Here is a 14,742-nt window from a genome sequence, read left to right on the forward strand (position 1 = left end):
GGAAGGAATCGACATGACCACCAGCAAGAAGCCCCAGAAGGACCTCCCCGCCCCGCGCATCAGCGTGATCGGCACCGGCTACCTCGGCGCGACGCACGCCGCCGCGATGGCCGAGCTCGGCTTCGACGTCGTCGGGGTCGACACCGACCCGCACAAGGTCGCCGAGCTCACCGAGGGACGCGCGCCCTTCTTCGAGCCGGGCCTGCCCGAGCTGATCCGCTCGAACGTCGCCGCGGGGCGGCTGCGCTTCACGACGGACCTCGCCGAGGCCGTCGCCGCCTCCGACGTGCACTTCATCTGCGTCGGCACCCCGCAGCAGTCCGGCTCGTTCGCCGCGAACCTGAGCTATGTGGAGGCCGCCACGCGGGGGATCGCGGCGGCGCTCACCCATGACGCGCTGATCGTCGGCAAGTCGACGGTCCCGGTCGGCACCGGCGCGCGCCTGCGGGCGATCGTGGCGGAGGCCGCGCCCGCCGGCGTCGACGCCGAGCTCGTCTGGAACCCCGAGTTCCTGCGCGAGGGCAAGGCGGTCGACGACACGCTGCGGCCCGACCGGCTCGTGTTCGGCGGCACCTCTGAGCGGTCGGAGGCCGTCCTGCGCCGTGTCTACGCGAAGCCGATCGCGGACGGGACGCCGGTGCTGGTCGCCGACCTCCCGACCGCTGAGCTGGTGAAGGTGAGCGCGAACGCCTTCCTGGCCACCAAGATCTCCTTCATCAACGCCATCGCCGAGGTGTGCGACGCCGCGGGCGCGGATGTCGCGCTCCTGGCCGACGCGCTCGGCCACGACTCCCGCATCGGGCGCCAGTTCCTCAACGCGGGGCTCGGCTTCGGCGGCGGCTGCCTTCCGAAGGACATCCGCGCGCTCATGCACCGCTCGAACGAGCTGGGCGCGCACGCCGCGGTCGGACTCCTCCAGCAGGTGGACGAGATCAATATGGGCCGCAGGCAGCGCGTGATCGACCTGGCCCTGCAGGCGCTCGGCGGCTCGGTGCTCAACCGGCGGATCGGCGTGCTCGGCGCCGCGTTCAAGCCGCACACCGACGACGTCCGCGACTCGCCCGCGCTCAACGTGGCCGCCGCCCTGCACCTGCGCGGCGCGCAGGTCGTCGTGTACGACCCGCAGGCGCGCGGCACGGCGCAGCGGCTCTTCCCGACCCTCGGCTACGCGGAGTCGATGGAGGACGCGCTGACCGGAGCGGACCTCACCGTCGTCCTCACCGAGTGGGACGAGTTCACCGGGGCCGACCCCGCTGCCGTGCGCGCGCTCACCGCGGGCGCGACCGTGATCGACGCCCGCAACTGCCTGGATGCGACGGCCTGGAACGCCGCAGGCTGGACCGTCCTCGGCATGGGCCGCGTGCCCGCATCCGCCGCCCTCGTCCCCGACGCCCTGCCCATCCACTGACCCCGGCACCCCGACTCGAGAGAAGAGCAACGACATGAGCACCTACGTCACCAAGGCCGTGATCCCGGCCGCGGGTCTCGGCACCCGATTCCTCCCCGCGACCAAGGCGATGCCGAAGGAGATGCTGCCGGTGGTCGACAAGCCGGCCATCCAGTACGTCGTCGAGGAGGCGGTCGCCAGCGGCCTCCACGACGTCCTGATGGTCACCGGCCGCAACAAGAACGCGCTCGAGAACCACTTCGACCGCAACGCCGAGCTGGAGGACACCCTGGCCCGCAAGGGCGACACCGACCGCCTGCACAAGGTCAACTACTCCACGTCGCTCGCCGACCTCCACTACGTGCGGCAGGGCGACCCGAAGGGGCTCGGCCACGCCGTGCTGCGCGCGAAGATGCACATCGGCCATGAGCCGTTCGCGGTGCTGCTCGGCGACGACATCATCGACGAGCGCGACCCGCTGCTGACCCGGATGCTGCAGGTGCAGCACGCGCTCAACACCACCGTGGTCGCGCTCATGGAGGTGCCGCCCGAGTCCATCCACCTCTACGGCGCCGCGGCCGTCGTCCCGACCGAGCACGAGGACGTCGTGCGCATCACGGGCCTGGTCGAGAAGCCGAGCCGCGAGAACGCGCCGTCGAACTACGCCGTGATCGGCCGCTACGTGCTGCGCCCGGAGATCTTCGACATCCTCGAGAAGACGGCCCCGGGCAAGGGCGGCGAGATCCAGCTCACCGACGCCCTGGAGGGGCTGGCCACCGCCCCGGCCTGGACCGGCGGCGTGCACGGCGTCGTCTTCCGCGGCCGACGCTACGACACCGGCGACCGGCTCGACTACCTCAAGGCCATCGTGCAGCTCGCCGTCGCCCGCGACGACCTCGGGCCGGACCTCCTGCCCTGGCTGCGCGACTTCGCCGCGAACGCCGGGCCGGCGGACACCGGGTCGATCCCGGCGCTGCCCGTCCCGATCGAGCCGGCGGCACGACAGCTCCTGCAGATCGCGGGCGCCTGAGCGCGGGAGTCGGGAGTCGGGAGTCCGGCAGCGTCAGCGCAGCCCGAGCCGCTTGAGCGTGTGCTTCTCGCTCTCGCCGCTGTCGGTCTCCACCTCGTCCACCGCGATCGGGATGTTCGGCCCGATCGCCAGCCACACGAAGCCGTCGCGGTGCACCAGCGGCACCAGGTCGGTGGTGCCGTCGCGCAGCAGGGTCCGCACGCGCTTCAGGAGGGCGTAGCCCTCGGACGGCATCGTGACGTAGGTCTTCCTGCGGTAGTGCACGACGTGCGCAACGGTCTTGGCCTTGAGTCCGGCGATCTCTGCCGCAGGAAACGGCTCCGCGCCGGCTGCGGGCGCGGCCTTCGTGTCGGTCATGGCACGCAGGGTACGCCTTCGCGGCCGGCCGCGGCAGCGGATACAGTCGACGGATGCGCCCGCCGGAGCCCGCCGTCCTCGACCGTCTCGCCGATCGCGGCTGGCCGGCGCTGGAGCGCGACGAGCTGGGAGGCTGGACCCTGCGGGCCACGGGCGGCGTCACGAACCGCGCGAACTCTGTGCTGACGGCGGGCGTCGTGCCCGACGTGGAGGCGGCGATCGAGCGGGCCGAGCGATGGTACCGAGAGCGCGGCCTGCCGGCGGCGTTCCAGGTGAGCCCGGCATCGCCGCCGGCCCTCGGCGAAGCGCTCGCCCGCCGCGGCTACCGCGAGCACTCGCGCACCGACATCCTGGTGGCCGACCGGGCGGAGGTCGCTTCGGCGGCGTCCGTGGCCGACATCGCCGTCTCCGACACCCCGCAGCCGGGCTGGCTGGCCACTTGGTGGGCGGTCGACGGCCGCGGCGGCGACGCCGAGCGGGCCATCGTCGCCCGCATCCTGGAGGCCGGCCCCGCGCTCTACGCGGCGGCCGACGGCGACGATGGGGCCCCGCCCGCCGTCGCCCGCCTCGCCCTCGCCGGCGACTGGGCCGGGCTCTACGCCGTCGCCACCCTCCCGGCCGCCCGCCGCCGCGGCCTGGCCCGCGCGCTCGCCGTCGCCCTCGCGGAAGCGGCGGGCGGCCGCGGTGTCCGGCACCTGTGGCTCCAGGTGCTCGCGGACAACGCGGCCGCCCACGCGCTCTACTCCGGCCTCGGCTTCCGTCCCGCTTCGCACTACGCGTACTGGACGGCTCCCGCCGGCTGAGCCGCGCCTACTGCTGACCAGCCAGCGCGCTGACGTGCACGTAGTCGAACGTGCTCGTGTATCCGGCGCCGCCCAGCGAGATCAGTCCGATGCGGGGATGCGCCCCCAGGTCGGCCGTCCAGGTGTCGCCCTTGTCCCAAGTCCGGCCGTCGACGCTGGTGTACGCGGTGTAGGCATCCGTCCCCTGCTGCGCGCGGTGGACGATCCGCAGGTACGTCTGGGCGGCGACCGGCCCGACGACGCCGTTCCCGTAGCTCGGGTAGCCCGCCGGGACCGGCGAGACGTGCTTGCCGAACTCGGTCTGCCGCGTGTCCCAGATGCTGTTCGAGGTGAGCCGCACGTAGTTGCCGTCGTCGCCGTAGACGATGAGGCCGCCCTGCACATAGTTGTGGACGCTGCCGTCGTTCGGCGTGTTCACCGAGACCTTCGTCTCCACGACGTAGTCGCCGGAGGGCGCGGACTCGGTGAGCACCGACGCGAGCGGGGTGGCAGGAGGCTGGAGGTCGGCCGCCTGCGTCTGCCAGGTCAGCGCTCCGCCCTTCACCGCGTACGTGGACGGGTCCGGCTGGCGCACCCAGCTCCAGTTCGCGCCGAGCGCGGTTCCGTCGAACTCGGTCGAGCGCGACAGGTCGGGGCGGCCGGGACGGGGGTCGGGGGTGAAGGCGGCCTTGTAGGCGGTGCGCTGGCCGGGCTGGGCCGCGGGACCCGCCATGACGGAGTCGGACGGTCCCGCCCCGGCGCGCACCGACGGCCAGTCGCCGTGCCAGTCGAGCGGGTCGATCAGCACCGGGCGCTTCGTGTAGCCGACGTCGCCCGCGTAGTACGGGTCGTTCTTGTCGACCGCGTGGTACACCATCCAGTCCTGGCCGCCGAAGTCGGTGACCACGGCGGTGTGCCCCGCGCCGACCCAGCGGTTGCCGTTCTGCGCGAGCACGGGAGTGCCGCCGACGCGGTTGGCCAGGATCGGGACGCCGTCGCGGTCGACGAACGGACCGAGCGGGCTGCGCGAGCGCGCGGCGAACACGCTGTAGCCGGTGAGCGGTCCTGCGCAGCAGTTCGTCGCCGAGCCGAGGAAGTAGAACCAGCCGTCGTGCTGCACGATGTTCGTGCCCTCGTAGCGGTTGTCGATCGCGATCGGCGTCTCCGTGGAGGGGATCGAGGTCAGTCCGTCGGCGCTGAGCTTCCGGGCGAAGACGCCGCCGTAGTAGCTGCCGAAGTAGACGTAGCTCGTGCCTCCGGTCGTGATGACCTCCGGGTCGAACTCCCAGCGGCGCGCGTTCGGATCGGACGGGTGCGCCTGCGGGGCGACGACCGGGGTCCCGGTGTCCGTCCACGGCCCGGTCGGGCTGCTGCTGGTCGCGACGCCGACCGCCGAGCCGCCGCCGGGCAGCGCGGAGTCGGAGGCCGCGTAGTAGAGGTAGTAGCGGCCGTTGCGGAACACGACGTCCGGCGCCCACATCGAGCCGTTCGCGCCGAGCCACGACGGCTTCTGCGCGAAGGCGTCCCCGGCGTAGGTCCAGTGCGTGAGGTCGGTGGACCGGTAGGTCGGGACGTTGTGCATCACCAGCGAGCCGTCCGCGTTCTTCTCGGTCGCGGTGAGAGCGTCGGTCGTGCAGTAGAGGTACCAGTTCGTGTCGCCGTTGGTGGCGCCGTGGATGACCGACGGGTCGGCACAGCTGGCCGCGGTCTCACCCGACGGCAGCCGCAGCGTCATGGGGTTCTGGTAGCTCCCGGGTGTCGTCGGACGCCCGGAGGCCGAGACGCCGGGTGAGCCTCCCGGCGACGCCCCCGGCTCCGCCGCCGTCGCCGGGGCGAACGGCAGCAGTGCGACGGTGGCGGCGATCGCGAGTGCGACTGTCGTGGTGCGCATGAAGACTCCTTCGTCTCGCTGGATGGTGCTTCGGTGGGTCAGGCCTCCAGCCCGGTCACCGCCCGGCGGATGCGGGCGAGCGGGACCTTCGGCCGCCTGTCCTCGAACACGAGACCGTTGGTCTCCTGCCCGGTGTCGGCGAGCTGGGTGTAGCAGAAGCCGGCGAGGCCCTGGCTCGCGCGCACGGCGTCGAACAGGGCGTCGAGCCGGTCGGCGAACTGGTCGGCGGTCGCGGCGGACGAGTAGCCCCAGGCGTCGTCGCTCGGCCGCTCGATGTACGAGATGCCGCCGAACTCGGTGAGCATGATGGGCACGTCCAGCCGCTGCGCGCCGTCCACGACGAGCCGGCGGCCGGGGAAGGTGTGCGACGCGCTCAGGATGTGCTCGCGCGAGCGGTAGCGCTCGCGCACGGCGTCCGGGTCGGCGTCGTAGTCGTGGATGCTCAGGATGTCCGACTCCACATGCTCCCAGCCGTCGTTGGACACCACGGGCCGGGTCGGGTCGAGCGTCTTGGTGGTGTGCACGAGCGCCTTGGCGTACGCGACCATCCGCTGGTCGTGCGCGAGGTGCTGCACGCCCCAGCTCTCGTTGAGCGGCACCCAGGTGACGATCGACGGGTGCGAGCGGTCGCGGTCGAGGATCGCGATCCACTCGGCCATCGTGCGCTCGACCGCGTCGGCGTCGAACGCGTAGGCCGCCGGCGCCTCCGCCCAGATCAGCAGGCCGAGCCGGTCGGCCCAGTACAGGAAGCGCGGGTCCTCGAACTTCTGGTGCAGCCGGGCGGCGTTGAAGCCCAGCTCCAGGATGAGCTCGGCCTCCCGGCGCAGGCCTTCGGAGTCGGGCGCGGCGGAGTGCGACTGCGGCCAGTAGCCCTGGTTGAGCACGGAGCGCAGATAGACCGGGCGGTCGTTGAGCAGGTACTGCCCGTTCTCGACCGCGATCGAGCGCAGGCCGAGGTAGGAGTGCACGACATCGCTCGTCGCGCCTCCGGCCGTCACCGAGATGGTGGCGTCGATCAGCGTCGGCCGCTGCGGCGACCACAGCAGCTCCTCGTAGGCCTGGCCGTTGTGCTGCCGGGCGACGGGGACGACCAGCTCGGCGCGCGTGCCGGAGACGACGACCTCGACGGACGCCAGCGACTGCTCGCCGTGCGCCAGCTCCAGCCGAACGCGAGACCCCTCGGGAAGACGCTGGGCGAAGCGGAGGTCGGCGGTGACGATGCCGCGGTGGATGTCGCTGCTCCAGTGCACCTGGGCCACGTGGAGGGCGGGGACGCCCTCCAGCCACACCGGCTGCCAGATCCCGGTCGTCCGGTGATACCAGATGGAGTGCGGGCGCTCGCGCCAGTCCTGCTTGCCGCGCGGCTGGGAGACGTCGAACGGGTCGTCCTCCGCACGGACCGTGATGGTCAGCTCGTCGCCCTCGATCAGGTCGGTGATGTCGAACGTGAAGGGGGTCTGGCCGCCTTCGTGGCGTCCGGCGAGGCGGCCGTCGATCCAGACCTCGCAGCGGTAGTCGACCGCGCCGAAGTGCAGGAGGGTCCGCTCGCCTTCGGGCAGCTCGTCCACCGCGATGCGGCGCGCGTACCAGACGACCGGGTGGAAGCCGGTGTCGCCGACCCCCGACGCCGGCGACTCCGACGGGTACGGCACCATGATGCGCTCGGGCAGTTCGCCGCGGCGCTCCCAGTGCTCGGCGTGGCCGCGGTCGTCGTCGTCGAAGGCGAAGGTCCAGGCGCCGCCGAGGTCGAGCCAGGCGGGGCGGATGAGCTGCGGGCGCGGGTGGCAGCCGTCCTGGTCGCTGGCGCGCAGGGCGGGGCCGGACGAGCGGTGACGGGTGGAGATGGAGTCGAGCACGCCCCAAGCATGGCGCAACTATCCAGCGCTGTAAAGTCAGAAAACCGCGGGAGCGCTCTCCCGCGTCACCAGCGTGTAGGGCACGAGCTCGTGCCGGCCCATGCCGTCGTAGCCGGCCACGCGCTCCAGCAGCATGTCCATCGCGCGGGAGGCCAGCGCCTTCAGGTCCGGGGCGATGGAGGTCAGCGACGGGTAGGTGACCTGCGTCATCGGGATGTCGTCCCAGCCCGTCACCACCACGTCCTGCGGCACCCGGACGCCCCGCTCGTGCAGGGCGCGCAGGGCGCCGATCGCCGCGAGGTCGTCGCGGCAGACCAGGCCGTCGAACTGCAGTCCGGCGTCGAGCGCGTCGCCCACGGCGGCGACCGCGCTCGACGCGCTGATCGCCGCCGTCGAGATCAGCAGGCCGGGATCCGGGGTGATCCCCGCCTCCTCGAGCGCCTGCTGGTAGCCGGCGATGCGCAGCGTGGAGGTCCGGGTCAGGCCCCCGGCCTCGTGGCCGACGAAGCCGATCCGGCGGCGGCCGTGAGCGATCACGTGCGCCGTCGCCGTGCGGGCCGCCGCGACGTTGTCCACCATGAGCTGGTCGACGGTGAGCGGCGCCGCGTTCTCGCCCAGCACCACGAGCGGGATGTCCGCGCGGTTCTGCGCCAGTTCGGTCGAGTTCATCAGGTTCGGCTGGAACAGCATCCCGTCGACCAGCCCTGACTCACTGGCCGAGACGACGGCGCGCTCGCCGTCCAGCGTGCCTTCGGTCTGCTCCAGCAGCACCCGGTAGCCGCGCTCCTCCGCCGCGTCGGCGATGACCCGGGCGAGCTCGGCGAAGTAGGGGATGCGCACATCGGCGAACGCCAGCGCGAGGAGTCCGGTGCGCCCGGTCGCGAGGCGGCGGCCCATGACGTTCGGCCGGTAACCGAGCTCGTCGATGGCCTTCTGGACGCGCTCGCGCATCTTCGGGCTGACGTGCGGATAGTCGCGCACGACGTTGGAGACGGTCTTCATCGAGACGCCCGCGTACTCCGCGACGTCCTGCAAGCGAACGGCCATGTCGGCTCCTGTCTCCGTGGCTCTGGTGAGCACGAGTGTACCGTCGCAGGAAAACCGCTACCGCTTGACAGCAAATATCTAGCGCTGTAAACATGCAGAGACACCATCGGCCCTCCCCGGGACAGACCGCCGCATCTCAGCGGCTGCGGGGAGCACTCAAGGGAGAGATCACATGAAGAAGCGATTCGCGGTGCGCGCGGTCGCAGCCGCTGTCACGGTGGGGCTCGGCCTCGCGCTGACGGCGTGCGGTAGCAACGGCGGGTCGGGAGGCTCCGAGGTCTCCTCGGGCGACTACACCGGCCCGAAGGTGACCATCAGCTTCTGGAACGGCTGGACCGGCGGCGCCGCCCCCGTCCTCGTGCCGAAGATGATCGACAAGTTCAACTCCGAGCACAAGAACATCGTCGTCAAGGACGTCCCGATGCAGTGGTCGGACATCGGCCAGAAGATGCCGCTCGCGGTCAAGGCCGGCAAGGGCCCGGACGTCGCGGTCGGCCACGGCGACGACATCGCCACGTACGCGGCCCAGGGGCTCGTGTTGAAGGCCGACTCGATCGTCAAGTCCCTCGGCTACTCGGCGAGCGACTTCCCCGCCGGCCTGATGGACGCCGGCAAGTACAACGGCTCCCAGTACGCGGTGCCGTGGAGCGTCACGCCGCTCGGCCTGTACGTCAACAAGGACGTCCTCCAGAAGGCCGGCGTCGACCCGAGCTCGATCCCCGCGGACAAGACCTCGTACGAGGCGGCACTCGCCAAGCTCAAGACGGCGGGCGTGCAGGGCGAGTGGGTGGACGGCTACGTCTTCACCGGCACCTTCGAGTTCGAGAGCCTGCTCTGGCAGTACGGCGGCGACCTCTTCGACAAGCCGGTGACGAAGGCGACCTTCAACTCCGAGGCCGGCGTCAAGGCGCTGACCTGGATGACCGACCTCATCAAGAACGGCTACAGCCCGGCCAACGTCGCGCAGGACGGCAACATCAACGCCCTCATCGCCGGCAAGACGGCGTTCAACTGGAACGGCGTCTGGCAGACCACGAACACCGCGTTCGGCAAGCTGAACTGGCAGGCCGTCGCCGTGCCGCAGATCGGCGACAAGAAGGCCGTCTGGTCGAGCTCCACCCACTGGATGTTCATGAACAACAAGGGGCAGGACAAGAACAAGACCGCGGCCGCCGCGACGTTCGTCAAGTGGATGAACGACAACTCCGCCGACTGGCCCAAGACCGGAGAGCTGCCCGCCAAGAACTCGGTGCGCGACGACCCGAAGCTGGTCAAGGACTACCCGGCCCTGAAGCCGTTCCTGGACGAGCTGCCCAACGCACACTACGAGGCCACGGCACCCGGCATCACGAGCGTGGAGGCCACCATCACCACCGCGGTGAACGAGGCGATCACCGGCAAGAAGAGCCCGCAGCAGGCGCTCGACGACGCCGTCGCCAAGGCGAACGCGCTGATCAAGCAGAACAAAGACACGTATGGCAACTGACACCGACTCGCTGGTGGCGCCCCGGGAGACCGGGGCGCCCCGCTCGCGCGGTTCGGCACGGTCCGCCCGGTCGACCCGGTCCGCACGCGCTGCGGCCGGGCGGCCGGGCGGCCGCCGTCGCACGGGCGTCGCCTACCTGTTCCTCGCGCCGTTCCTGGTGCTGTTCCTGGTGTTCGTGCTGGCGCCTGCCGTCTTCGGCCTATGGATCAGCCTCACCAACTGGAGCCCGTTCCGCGCGACGCAGTCGTTCGTCGGGCTCAAGAACTACATCGAGCTGTTCACCCCGGGCAGCGCGACCTCCGGCGACTTCTGGCAGTCCATGCTCGCCACCGGCATCTTCACCGTCGCGAGCGTGCCGTTCCTGCTGCTCGTGCCGCTGCTGGTCGCCGTGCTGCTGAACCAGCGCATCCGCGCCGGCTCGTTCTTCCGCGCCATCTTCTTCGCCCCGTACGTGCTGGGCGTCGCGGTCATCGGCGTGATCTGGAAGTACCTGCTCGACACCCAGTCGGGCATCGTCAACCACGTGCTCGGGATGATCGGCCTGCCCGACAACCTCCCCTGGACCGTCGACGTGCCGTGGGCGTGGATCACGCTGGTCGGCGTCACGGTCTGGTGGACGATGGGCTTCAACACCGTCATCATCCTGGCCGGGCTCAAGGGGATCAGCGCCGACCTCTACGAGGCCGCGGCGCTCGACGGCGCCGGCGCGTTCCGGCAGTTCATCAGCGTCACCCTTCCCGGCCTCCGGCAGGTGATGACGTTCGTGGTGACCATCACGATCCTCGCCAGCGCGAACATGTTCGGACAGTCGTTCCTGCTCACCAAGGGCGGTCCGGGCAACACGACCCGCACCGCGATCATGTACATCGCCGACCAGGGCCTGTCGCAGAACAACATGGCGGCCGCGTCGGCCATGAGCTACGTGCTGTTCGCCTTCCTCGCCATCATCAGCATCGTCAACTTCCGCATCCAGCGGGAGCGGGCAGAGAAGAGCGCCTCATGACGACCGTGACCTCCCGCCCCGACTCCGGCCGGCCCGCCCCCGACGAGCAGGAGCCGGGCCGGCGCATCCCGGCGCGGCGCAAGCAGACCCCGCAGCAGGCGCTCCGCAAGAGCGTGCTCTACGCGATCCTGATCGTGCTCGCGCTCATCGTGGTGCTGCCGCTGGTGTGGATCCTGCTGACGTCGTTCAAGACCGACGGCGACGCCATCCGCAACCCGTACTCGGCGCTTCCGAACCCGTTCTCCTTCGACGCGTACTCGACCATCGCCAACGGGCAGCAGCCGGTGTTCCGCTGGTTCCTCAACAGCCTGGCGGCCGCGGCGCTGCAGTCGGTGATCATCCTGGTCACGGCCTCCCTCGCGGCGTACGCGCTCGCCCGGCTCGAGTTCGTGGGCAAGCGGATCGTGTTCGGCCTGATCGTGGCGACGCTGCTCGTGCCGCCGGTCATCTTCCTCATCCCGAACTACCTCATCGTGCAGAACCTGGGCTGGCTCGACTCCATCTGGGCGATCACCATCCCGGGGGCCGCGAGCGCGTTCGGGGTGTTCTTCCTGCGGCAGTTCTTCGTCGGGCTGCCGGCGGAGATCGAGGAGGCCGCGCGCATCGACGGCGCGGGGGACCTCCGGATCTTCCTGCAGATCGTCATCCCGCTGGCGCGGCCGGCGCTCGCCACGCTCGCGGTGCTGAGCTTCCTCGCCAACTGGAACGACTTCCTCTGGCCGGTGTACGTGCTGCTGAGCCCGGAGAACCTGACGCTGCAGCCCGGGCTCTCGCAGCTCCAGGGCGCGTACTCGACGCACTTCGCGATCGTGATGGCGGGCGCGGTCGTGGCGTCGGTCCCTGTGCTCATCCTGTTCTTCTTCGCTCAGCGGCAGATCGTGGAGAGCGTCGCGACCAGCGGGGTCAAGGGGTGAGCCGCAGACAGGTCGGCGCGGCGGCGGGCACGGCGCTCGCCGCCGCGTTCGCGCTCGGGGCGCTGACGGGATGCGCCGCGGGCGCCGCCGGGCCGAGCCCGGCGCCCACCCTGGCCGCGTTCCAGCTCGACCGCGACTTCCCCGACCCCGGCGCGCTCGTCGTCGGCGACCGGGTCTTCGTCTACGCGACGAACGCGCCGGGGATGAACGTGCAGCTCGCGTCCAGCAGCGATATGCGGCACTGGACGATGAGCGGCGCCGACGCCCTTCCGGAGCTGCCGTCGTGGGCGACCCCCGGCAAGACCTGGGCTCCTGGCCCGGCGGCTCTGACCGGTGGACGCTATGCCCTCTACTTCAGCGCGACCGACACGGCGAGCGGACGGCAGTGCATCGGAGCGGCGTTCGCCTCCGACCCGGCCGGTCCGTTCTCGTCGCCGTCGGCGACCCCGCTGGTATGCCCGGTCGACGAGGGCGGCGCGATCGACGCGAGTGTGTTCACGGCGGACGATGGCACGCGGTACCTGGCGTGGAAGAACGACGGCAACTGCTGCGGGCTGGACACCTGGATCCACGTGCAGCAGCTCTCCTCCGACGGCACGGCGCTGGTCGGAGCCGAGACGAAGCTGATCAAGCAGACCGAGCCCTGGGAGGGCCAGCTGGTCGAGGCGCCGGTGATCGTGAAGCACGGCGGCTCCTACGTGCTGCTGTACTCGGCCAACGACTACGGCGGCGACTCCTACGCGACCGGCGCGGCCACGGCCTCCAGCCTGCTCGGCCCGTACGCGAAGCACGACGGCCCGATCCTGTCGACGACGGGCAGCGGCGGTCGCTACCGCGGCCCGGGCGGCGCCGACCTGGTGACGTTCAAGGGCAGGGACTGGATGCTGTTCCACTCCTGGGACGACGCGACGGTCTACCGCGGCCTCCACGCCGTGCCGGTGGCCTGGCGCGGCGGCGTTCCGGTCCCGGCCGAGGGCTGAGGTTCGGCTGATACGACGCCGTTAACCCACGATGCCGGGCGGTGTGGATACTAGGGTTACTCCACACAGCCCGGCATGCGTTTCGGGGTTATCGCTGGAGGATTATTCGGGTTCCTCCGTCGACTCTTAGAGACTACCAAATGTGTCGGTCAAATGGAGGACAACCTTGTACCCCGGTCTGTCCCCAGTTCGAGGGGGACGGCCCGATCAGGCCGCCAGCTCGCCGATCAGCGCCGCGACGAAGTCGTCGATGTCCTGCTCGGTGGTGTCGAACGAGCACATCCAGCGCACCTCGTGGCGGGCGGCATCCCAGTCGTAGAACCGGAAGTGCTGCCGCAGCCGGTCCGCGACCCCGGCCGGCAGGGTCGCGAAGACGCCGTTCGCCTCGGTCGCCTGGCTGAAGCCGACGCCCTGGATGCTGCCGTCGGCGATCCCGGCCTCCAGCGCGCCGCGCAGCCGGGAGGCCATCGCGTTGGCGTGCGACGCCGAGCGCAGGTAGAGGTCGTCGTGCAGCAGTGCGATGAGCTGCGCCGAGATGAACCGCATCTTGGAGGCGAGCTGCATGTTGAGCTTGCGGAGGTAGAGCAGGCCCTCGGACGCGGCCGGGTTGAGGACGACGACGGCCTCGCCGTAGAGCATCCCGTTCTTGGTGCCGCCGAAGCTGAGCACGTCGACGCCGGCGTCGGTGGTGAACTCCTTCAGCGGCACGCCGAGCGTGGCGGCGGCGTTGGAGATGCGCGCGCCGTCCATGTGCAGCTTCATGCCGCGCGCGTGCACGTGCTCGGCGATCGCGCGGATCTCCTCGACGGTGTACGCGGTGCCGAGTTCGGTGGTCTGCGTGATGGAGACCGCGAGCGGCTGTGCGCGGTGCTCGTCGCCCCAGCCCCAGGCCTCCCGGTCGATGAGCTCCGGGGTCAGCTTGCCGTCGGGGGTCTCGATCGTCAGCAGCTTGAGGCCGCCGACCTTCTCGGGGGCTCCGGCCTCGTCGGTGTTGATGTGCGCGGTCTTGGCGCAGATGACCGCACCCCAGCGCGGCACCATCGACTGCAGGCCGACGACATTGGCGCCGGTGCCGTTGAACACCGGGAACACCTGCACGCCCGCGCCGAAGTGCTCCGCGAACACCTCGTGGAGGCGCTCGGTGTAGACATCCTCGCCGTACGAGATCTGGTGGCCGTTGTTGGCGGCCGCGATCGCGTCGAGGATCTCCGGGTGCACACCCGCGTAGTTGTCCGACGCGAAGCCGCGCAGGTTGAGGTCATGGAGTTGAAGCGTCACTGTTCCATCCTAGATTCGCTGAGGATGCGGCCCCGATTCGGCACGAATGTGCCTTATGGCGCCGCGAAAGTGGACATTCGGCACGAATGTCAGAGGAGCGGGATGCGCGTCCCGTTGATCGACGCGGCGTCGGTGTCCCAGAGGGCGACGACCTCGTCGCCGAGGCGAGCTTCCAGCCCGGCCAGCGTCTTGACCACGAACACGACCGCGGCCGACTGCGGTGCCTCCTTGCCGAGGCCCTGCGCGACGGCGCGCGTCCAGGCGTCGGCTGCCGCCTTGGCCGCGGCGTAGTTCGCGCCGCCGGCATACGGCTTGTCGACCGCGGTGGAGGACACGACGGCCAGCCGGCCGGCGGGGGAGGCCACCAGGTCGTCGTAGAACACCCGCGTCGTGTTGCGCAGGGTCTGGAAGCCGCGCTCCAGGAAGTCCCAGTCCGCGTCGCTCTGCCCGGCGATCCCGCCACCGCCGCGCCAGCCGCCGACCAGGTGCACCAGACCGTCGATCCGGCCGAACTTGAGGTGGATGCGCATCGCCAGCTCGGCCACCGCGTCGCGGTCCGCGAGGTCGCAGACGCGGGTGTCGACGCCGGGGACCGCCTCCGCCAGGGCGTCCAGCGCCTCCTGCCGGGTGCCGACGGCGAGCACGGTCGCGCCTGCGTCGCTGAGCGAGCGCGCGACGGCCTCGCCGGACGCGCTGGTCGCGCCGGCGATCAGCACGAGGCGCCCGTTCAG

13 protein-coding genes are annotated in these 14,742 nt (G+C 70.9%); 7 read left to right on the plus strand and 6 right to left on the minus strand.

What is annotated here, in order from left to right; translation table 11 throughout:
* The first annotated feature begins 13 nt into the window (after positions 1-13).
* On the plus strand, positions 14-1,408 hold the full coding sequence (locus F1C12_RS16275) for a UDP-glucose dehydrogenase family protein (RefSeq protein WP_185275936.1): 1,395 nt from the start codon (positions 14-16) through the stop codon (positions 1,406-1,408).
* Positions 1,409-1,442: 34 nt separating this feature from the next.
* A complete protein-coding gene (gene galU, locus F1C12_RS16280; protein ID WP_219732628.1) occupies positions 1,443-2,417 on the plus strand; it encodes a UTP--glucose-1-phosphate uridylyltransferase GalU in 975 nt (324 codons plus the stop codon).
* A gap of 33 nt (positions 2,418-2,450) precedes the next feature.
* Here the strand turns inward: galU and F1C12_RS16285 are convergent, their stop codons facing one another.
* On the minus strand, positions 2,451-2,774 hold the full coding sequence (locus tag F1C12_RS16285) for a hypothetical protein (protein ID WP_185275937.1): 324 nt from the start codon (positions 2,772-2,774) through the stop codon (positions 2,451-2,453).
* A gap of 53 nt (positions 2,775-2,827) precedes the next feature.
* On the opposite strand from F1C12_RS16285, the gene F1C12_RS16290 reads away from it, so the two are divergent.
* Positions 2,828-3,577: a GNAT family N-acetyltransferase gene (locus tag F1C12_RS16290; protein ID WP_185275938.1), complete on the plus strand. Its 750-nt coding sequence runs from the start codon at positions 2,828-2,830 to the stop codon at positions 3,575-3,577.
* Positions 3,578-3,584: 7 nt separating this feature from the next.
* Here the strand turns inward: F1C12_RS16290 and F1C12_RS16295 are convergent, their stop codons facing one another.
* The 3 genes from F1C12_RS16295 to F1C12_RS16305 are packed head-to-tail and all read right to left on the minus strand — an operon-like array spanning position 3,585 to position 8,350.
* On the minus strand, positions 3,585-5,447 hold the full coding sequence (locus F1C12_RS16295) for a family 43 glycosylhydrolase (RefSeq protein WP_185275939.1): 1,863 nt from the start codon (positions 5,445-5,447) through the stop codon (positions 3,585-3,587).
* A gap of 38 nt (positions 5,448-5,485) precedes the next feature.
* The gene (locus F1C12_RS16300) at positions 5,486-7,303 is read right to left on the minus strand and encodes a glycoside hydrolase family 2 protein (protein ID WP_258045947.1); all 1,818 of its coding nucleotides are present in this window, start codon (positions 7,301-7,303) and stop codon (positions 5,486-5,488) included.
* Positions 7,304-7,339: 36 nt separating this feature from the next.
* Positions 7,340-8,350: a LacI family DNA-binding transcriptional regulator gene (locus F1C12_RS16305; RefSeq protein ID WP_185275940.1), complete on the minus strand. Its 1,011-nt coding sequence runs from the start codon at positions 8,348-8,350 to the stop codon at positions 7,340-7,342.
* Positions 8,351-8,522: 172 nt separating this feature from the next.
* Between F1C12_RS16305 and F1C12_RS16310 the strand changes: the two genes are divergently transcribed.
* The 4 genes from F1C12_RS16310 to F1C12_RS16325 are packed head-to-tail and all read left to right on the plus strand — an operon-like array spanning position 8,523 to position 12,733.
* The gene (locus tag F1C12_RS16310; protein WP_185275941.1) at positions 8,523-9,836 is read left to right on the plus strand and encodes an ABC transporter substrate-binding protein; all 1,314 of its coding nucleotides are present in this window, start codon (positions 8,523-8,525) and stop codon (positions 9,834-9,836) included.
* Positions 9,826-10,839, plus strand: coding sequence for a carbohydrate ABC transporter permease (locus tag F1C12_RS16315; RefSeq protein WP_185275942.1), 1,014 nt, complete (start codon positions 9,826-9,828; stop codon positions 10,837-10,839). The genes F1C12_RS16310 and F1C12_RS16315 overlap by 11 nt, the downstream gene beginning before the upstream one ends.
* Positions 10,836-11,753 carry a carbohydrate ABC transporter permease gene (locus F1C12_RS16320; protein ID WP_185275943.1) on the plus strand — a complete coding sequence of 306 codons (918 nt, stop codon included), beginning with the start codon at positions 10,836-10,838 and terminating at the stop codon, positions 11,751-11,753. The genes F1C12_RS16315 and F1C12_RS16320 overlap by 4 nt, the downstream gene beginning before the upstream one ends.
* The gene (locus F1C12_RS16325; protein WP_185275944.1) at positions 11,750-12,733 is read left to right on the plus strand and encodes a glycoside hydrolase family 43 protein; all 984 of its coding nucleotides are present in this window, start codon (positions 11,750-11,752) and stop codon (positions 12,731-12,733) included. The genes F1C12_RS16320 and F1C12_RS16325 overlap by 4 nt, the downstream gene beginning before the upstream one ends.
* A gap of 207 nt (positions 12,734-12,940) precedes the next feature.
* Here the strand turns inward: F1C12_RS16325 and F1C12_RS16330 are convergent, their stop codons facing one another.
* Together F1C12_RS16330 and F1C12_RS16335 are read right to left on the minus strand one after the other, a co-directional pair.
* Positions 12,941-14,011 carry a threonine aldolase family protein gene (locus tag F1C12_RS16330; protein WP_185275945.1) on the minus strand — a complete coding sequence of 357 codons (1,071 nt, stop codon included), beginning with the start codon at positions 14,009-14,011 and terminating at the stop codon, positions 12,941-12,943.
* Positions 14,012-14,100: 89 nt separating this feature from the next.
* Positions 14,101-14,742, minus strand: a complete 642-nt coding sequence (locus F1C12_RS16335; RefSeq protein WP_308458012.1) for an SDR family NAD(P)-dependent oxidoreductase — start codon at positions 14,740-14,742, stop codon at positions 14,101-14,103.

The sequence above is a fragment of the Leifsonia shinshuensis genome, assembly GCF_014217625.1.
Taxonomy (GTDB): domain Bacteria; phylum Actinomycetota; class Actinomycetes; order Actinomycetales; family Microbacteriaceae; genus Leifsonia; species Leifsonia shinshuensis_A.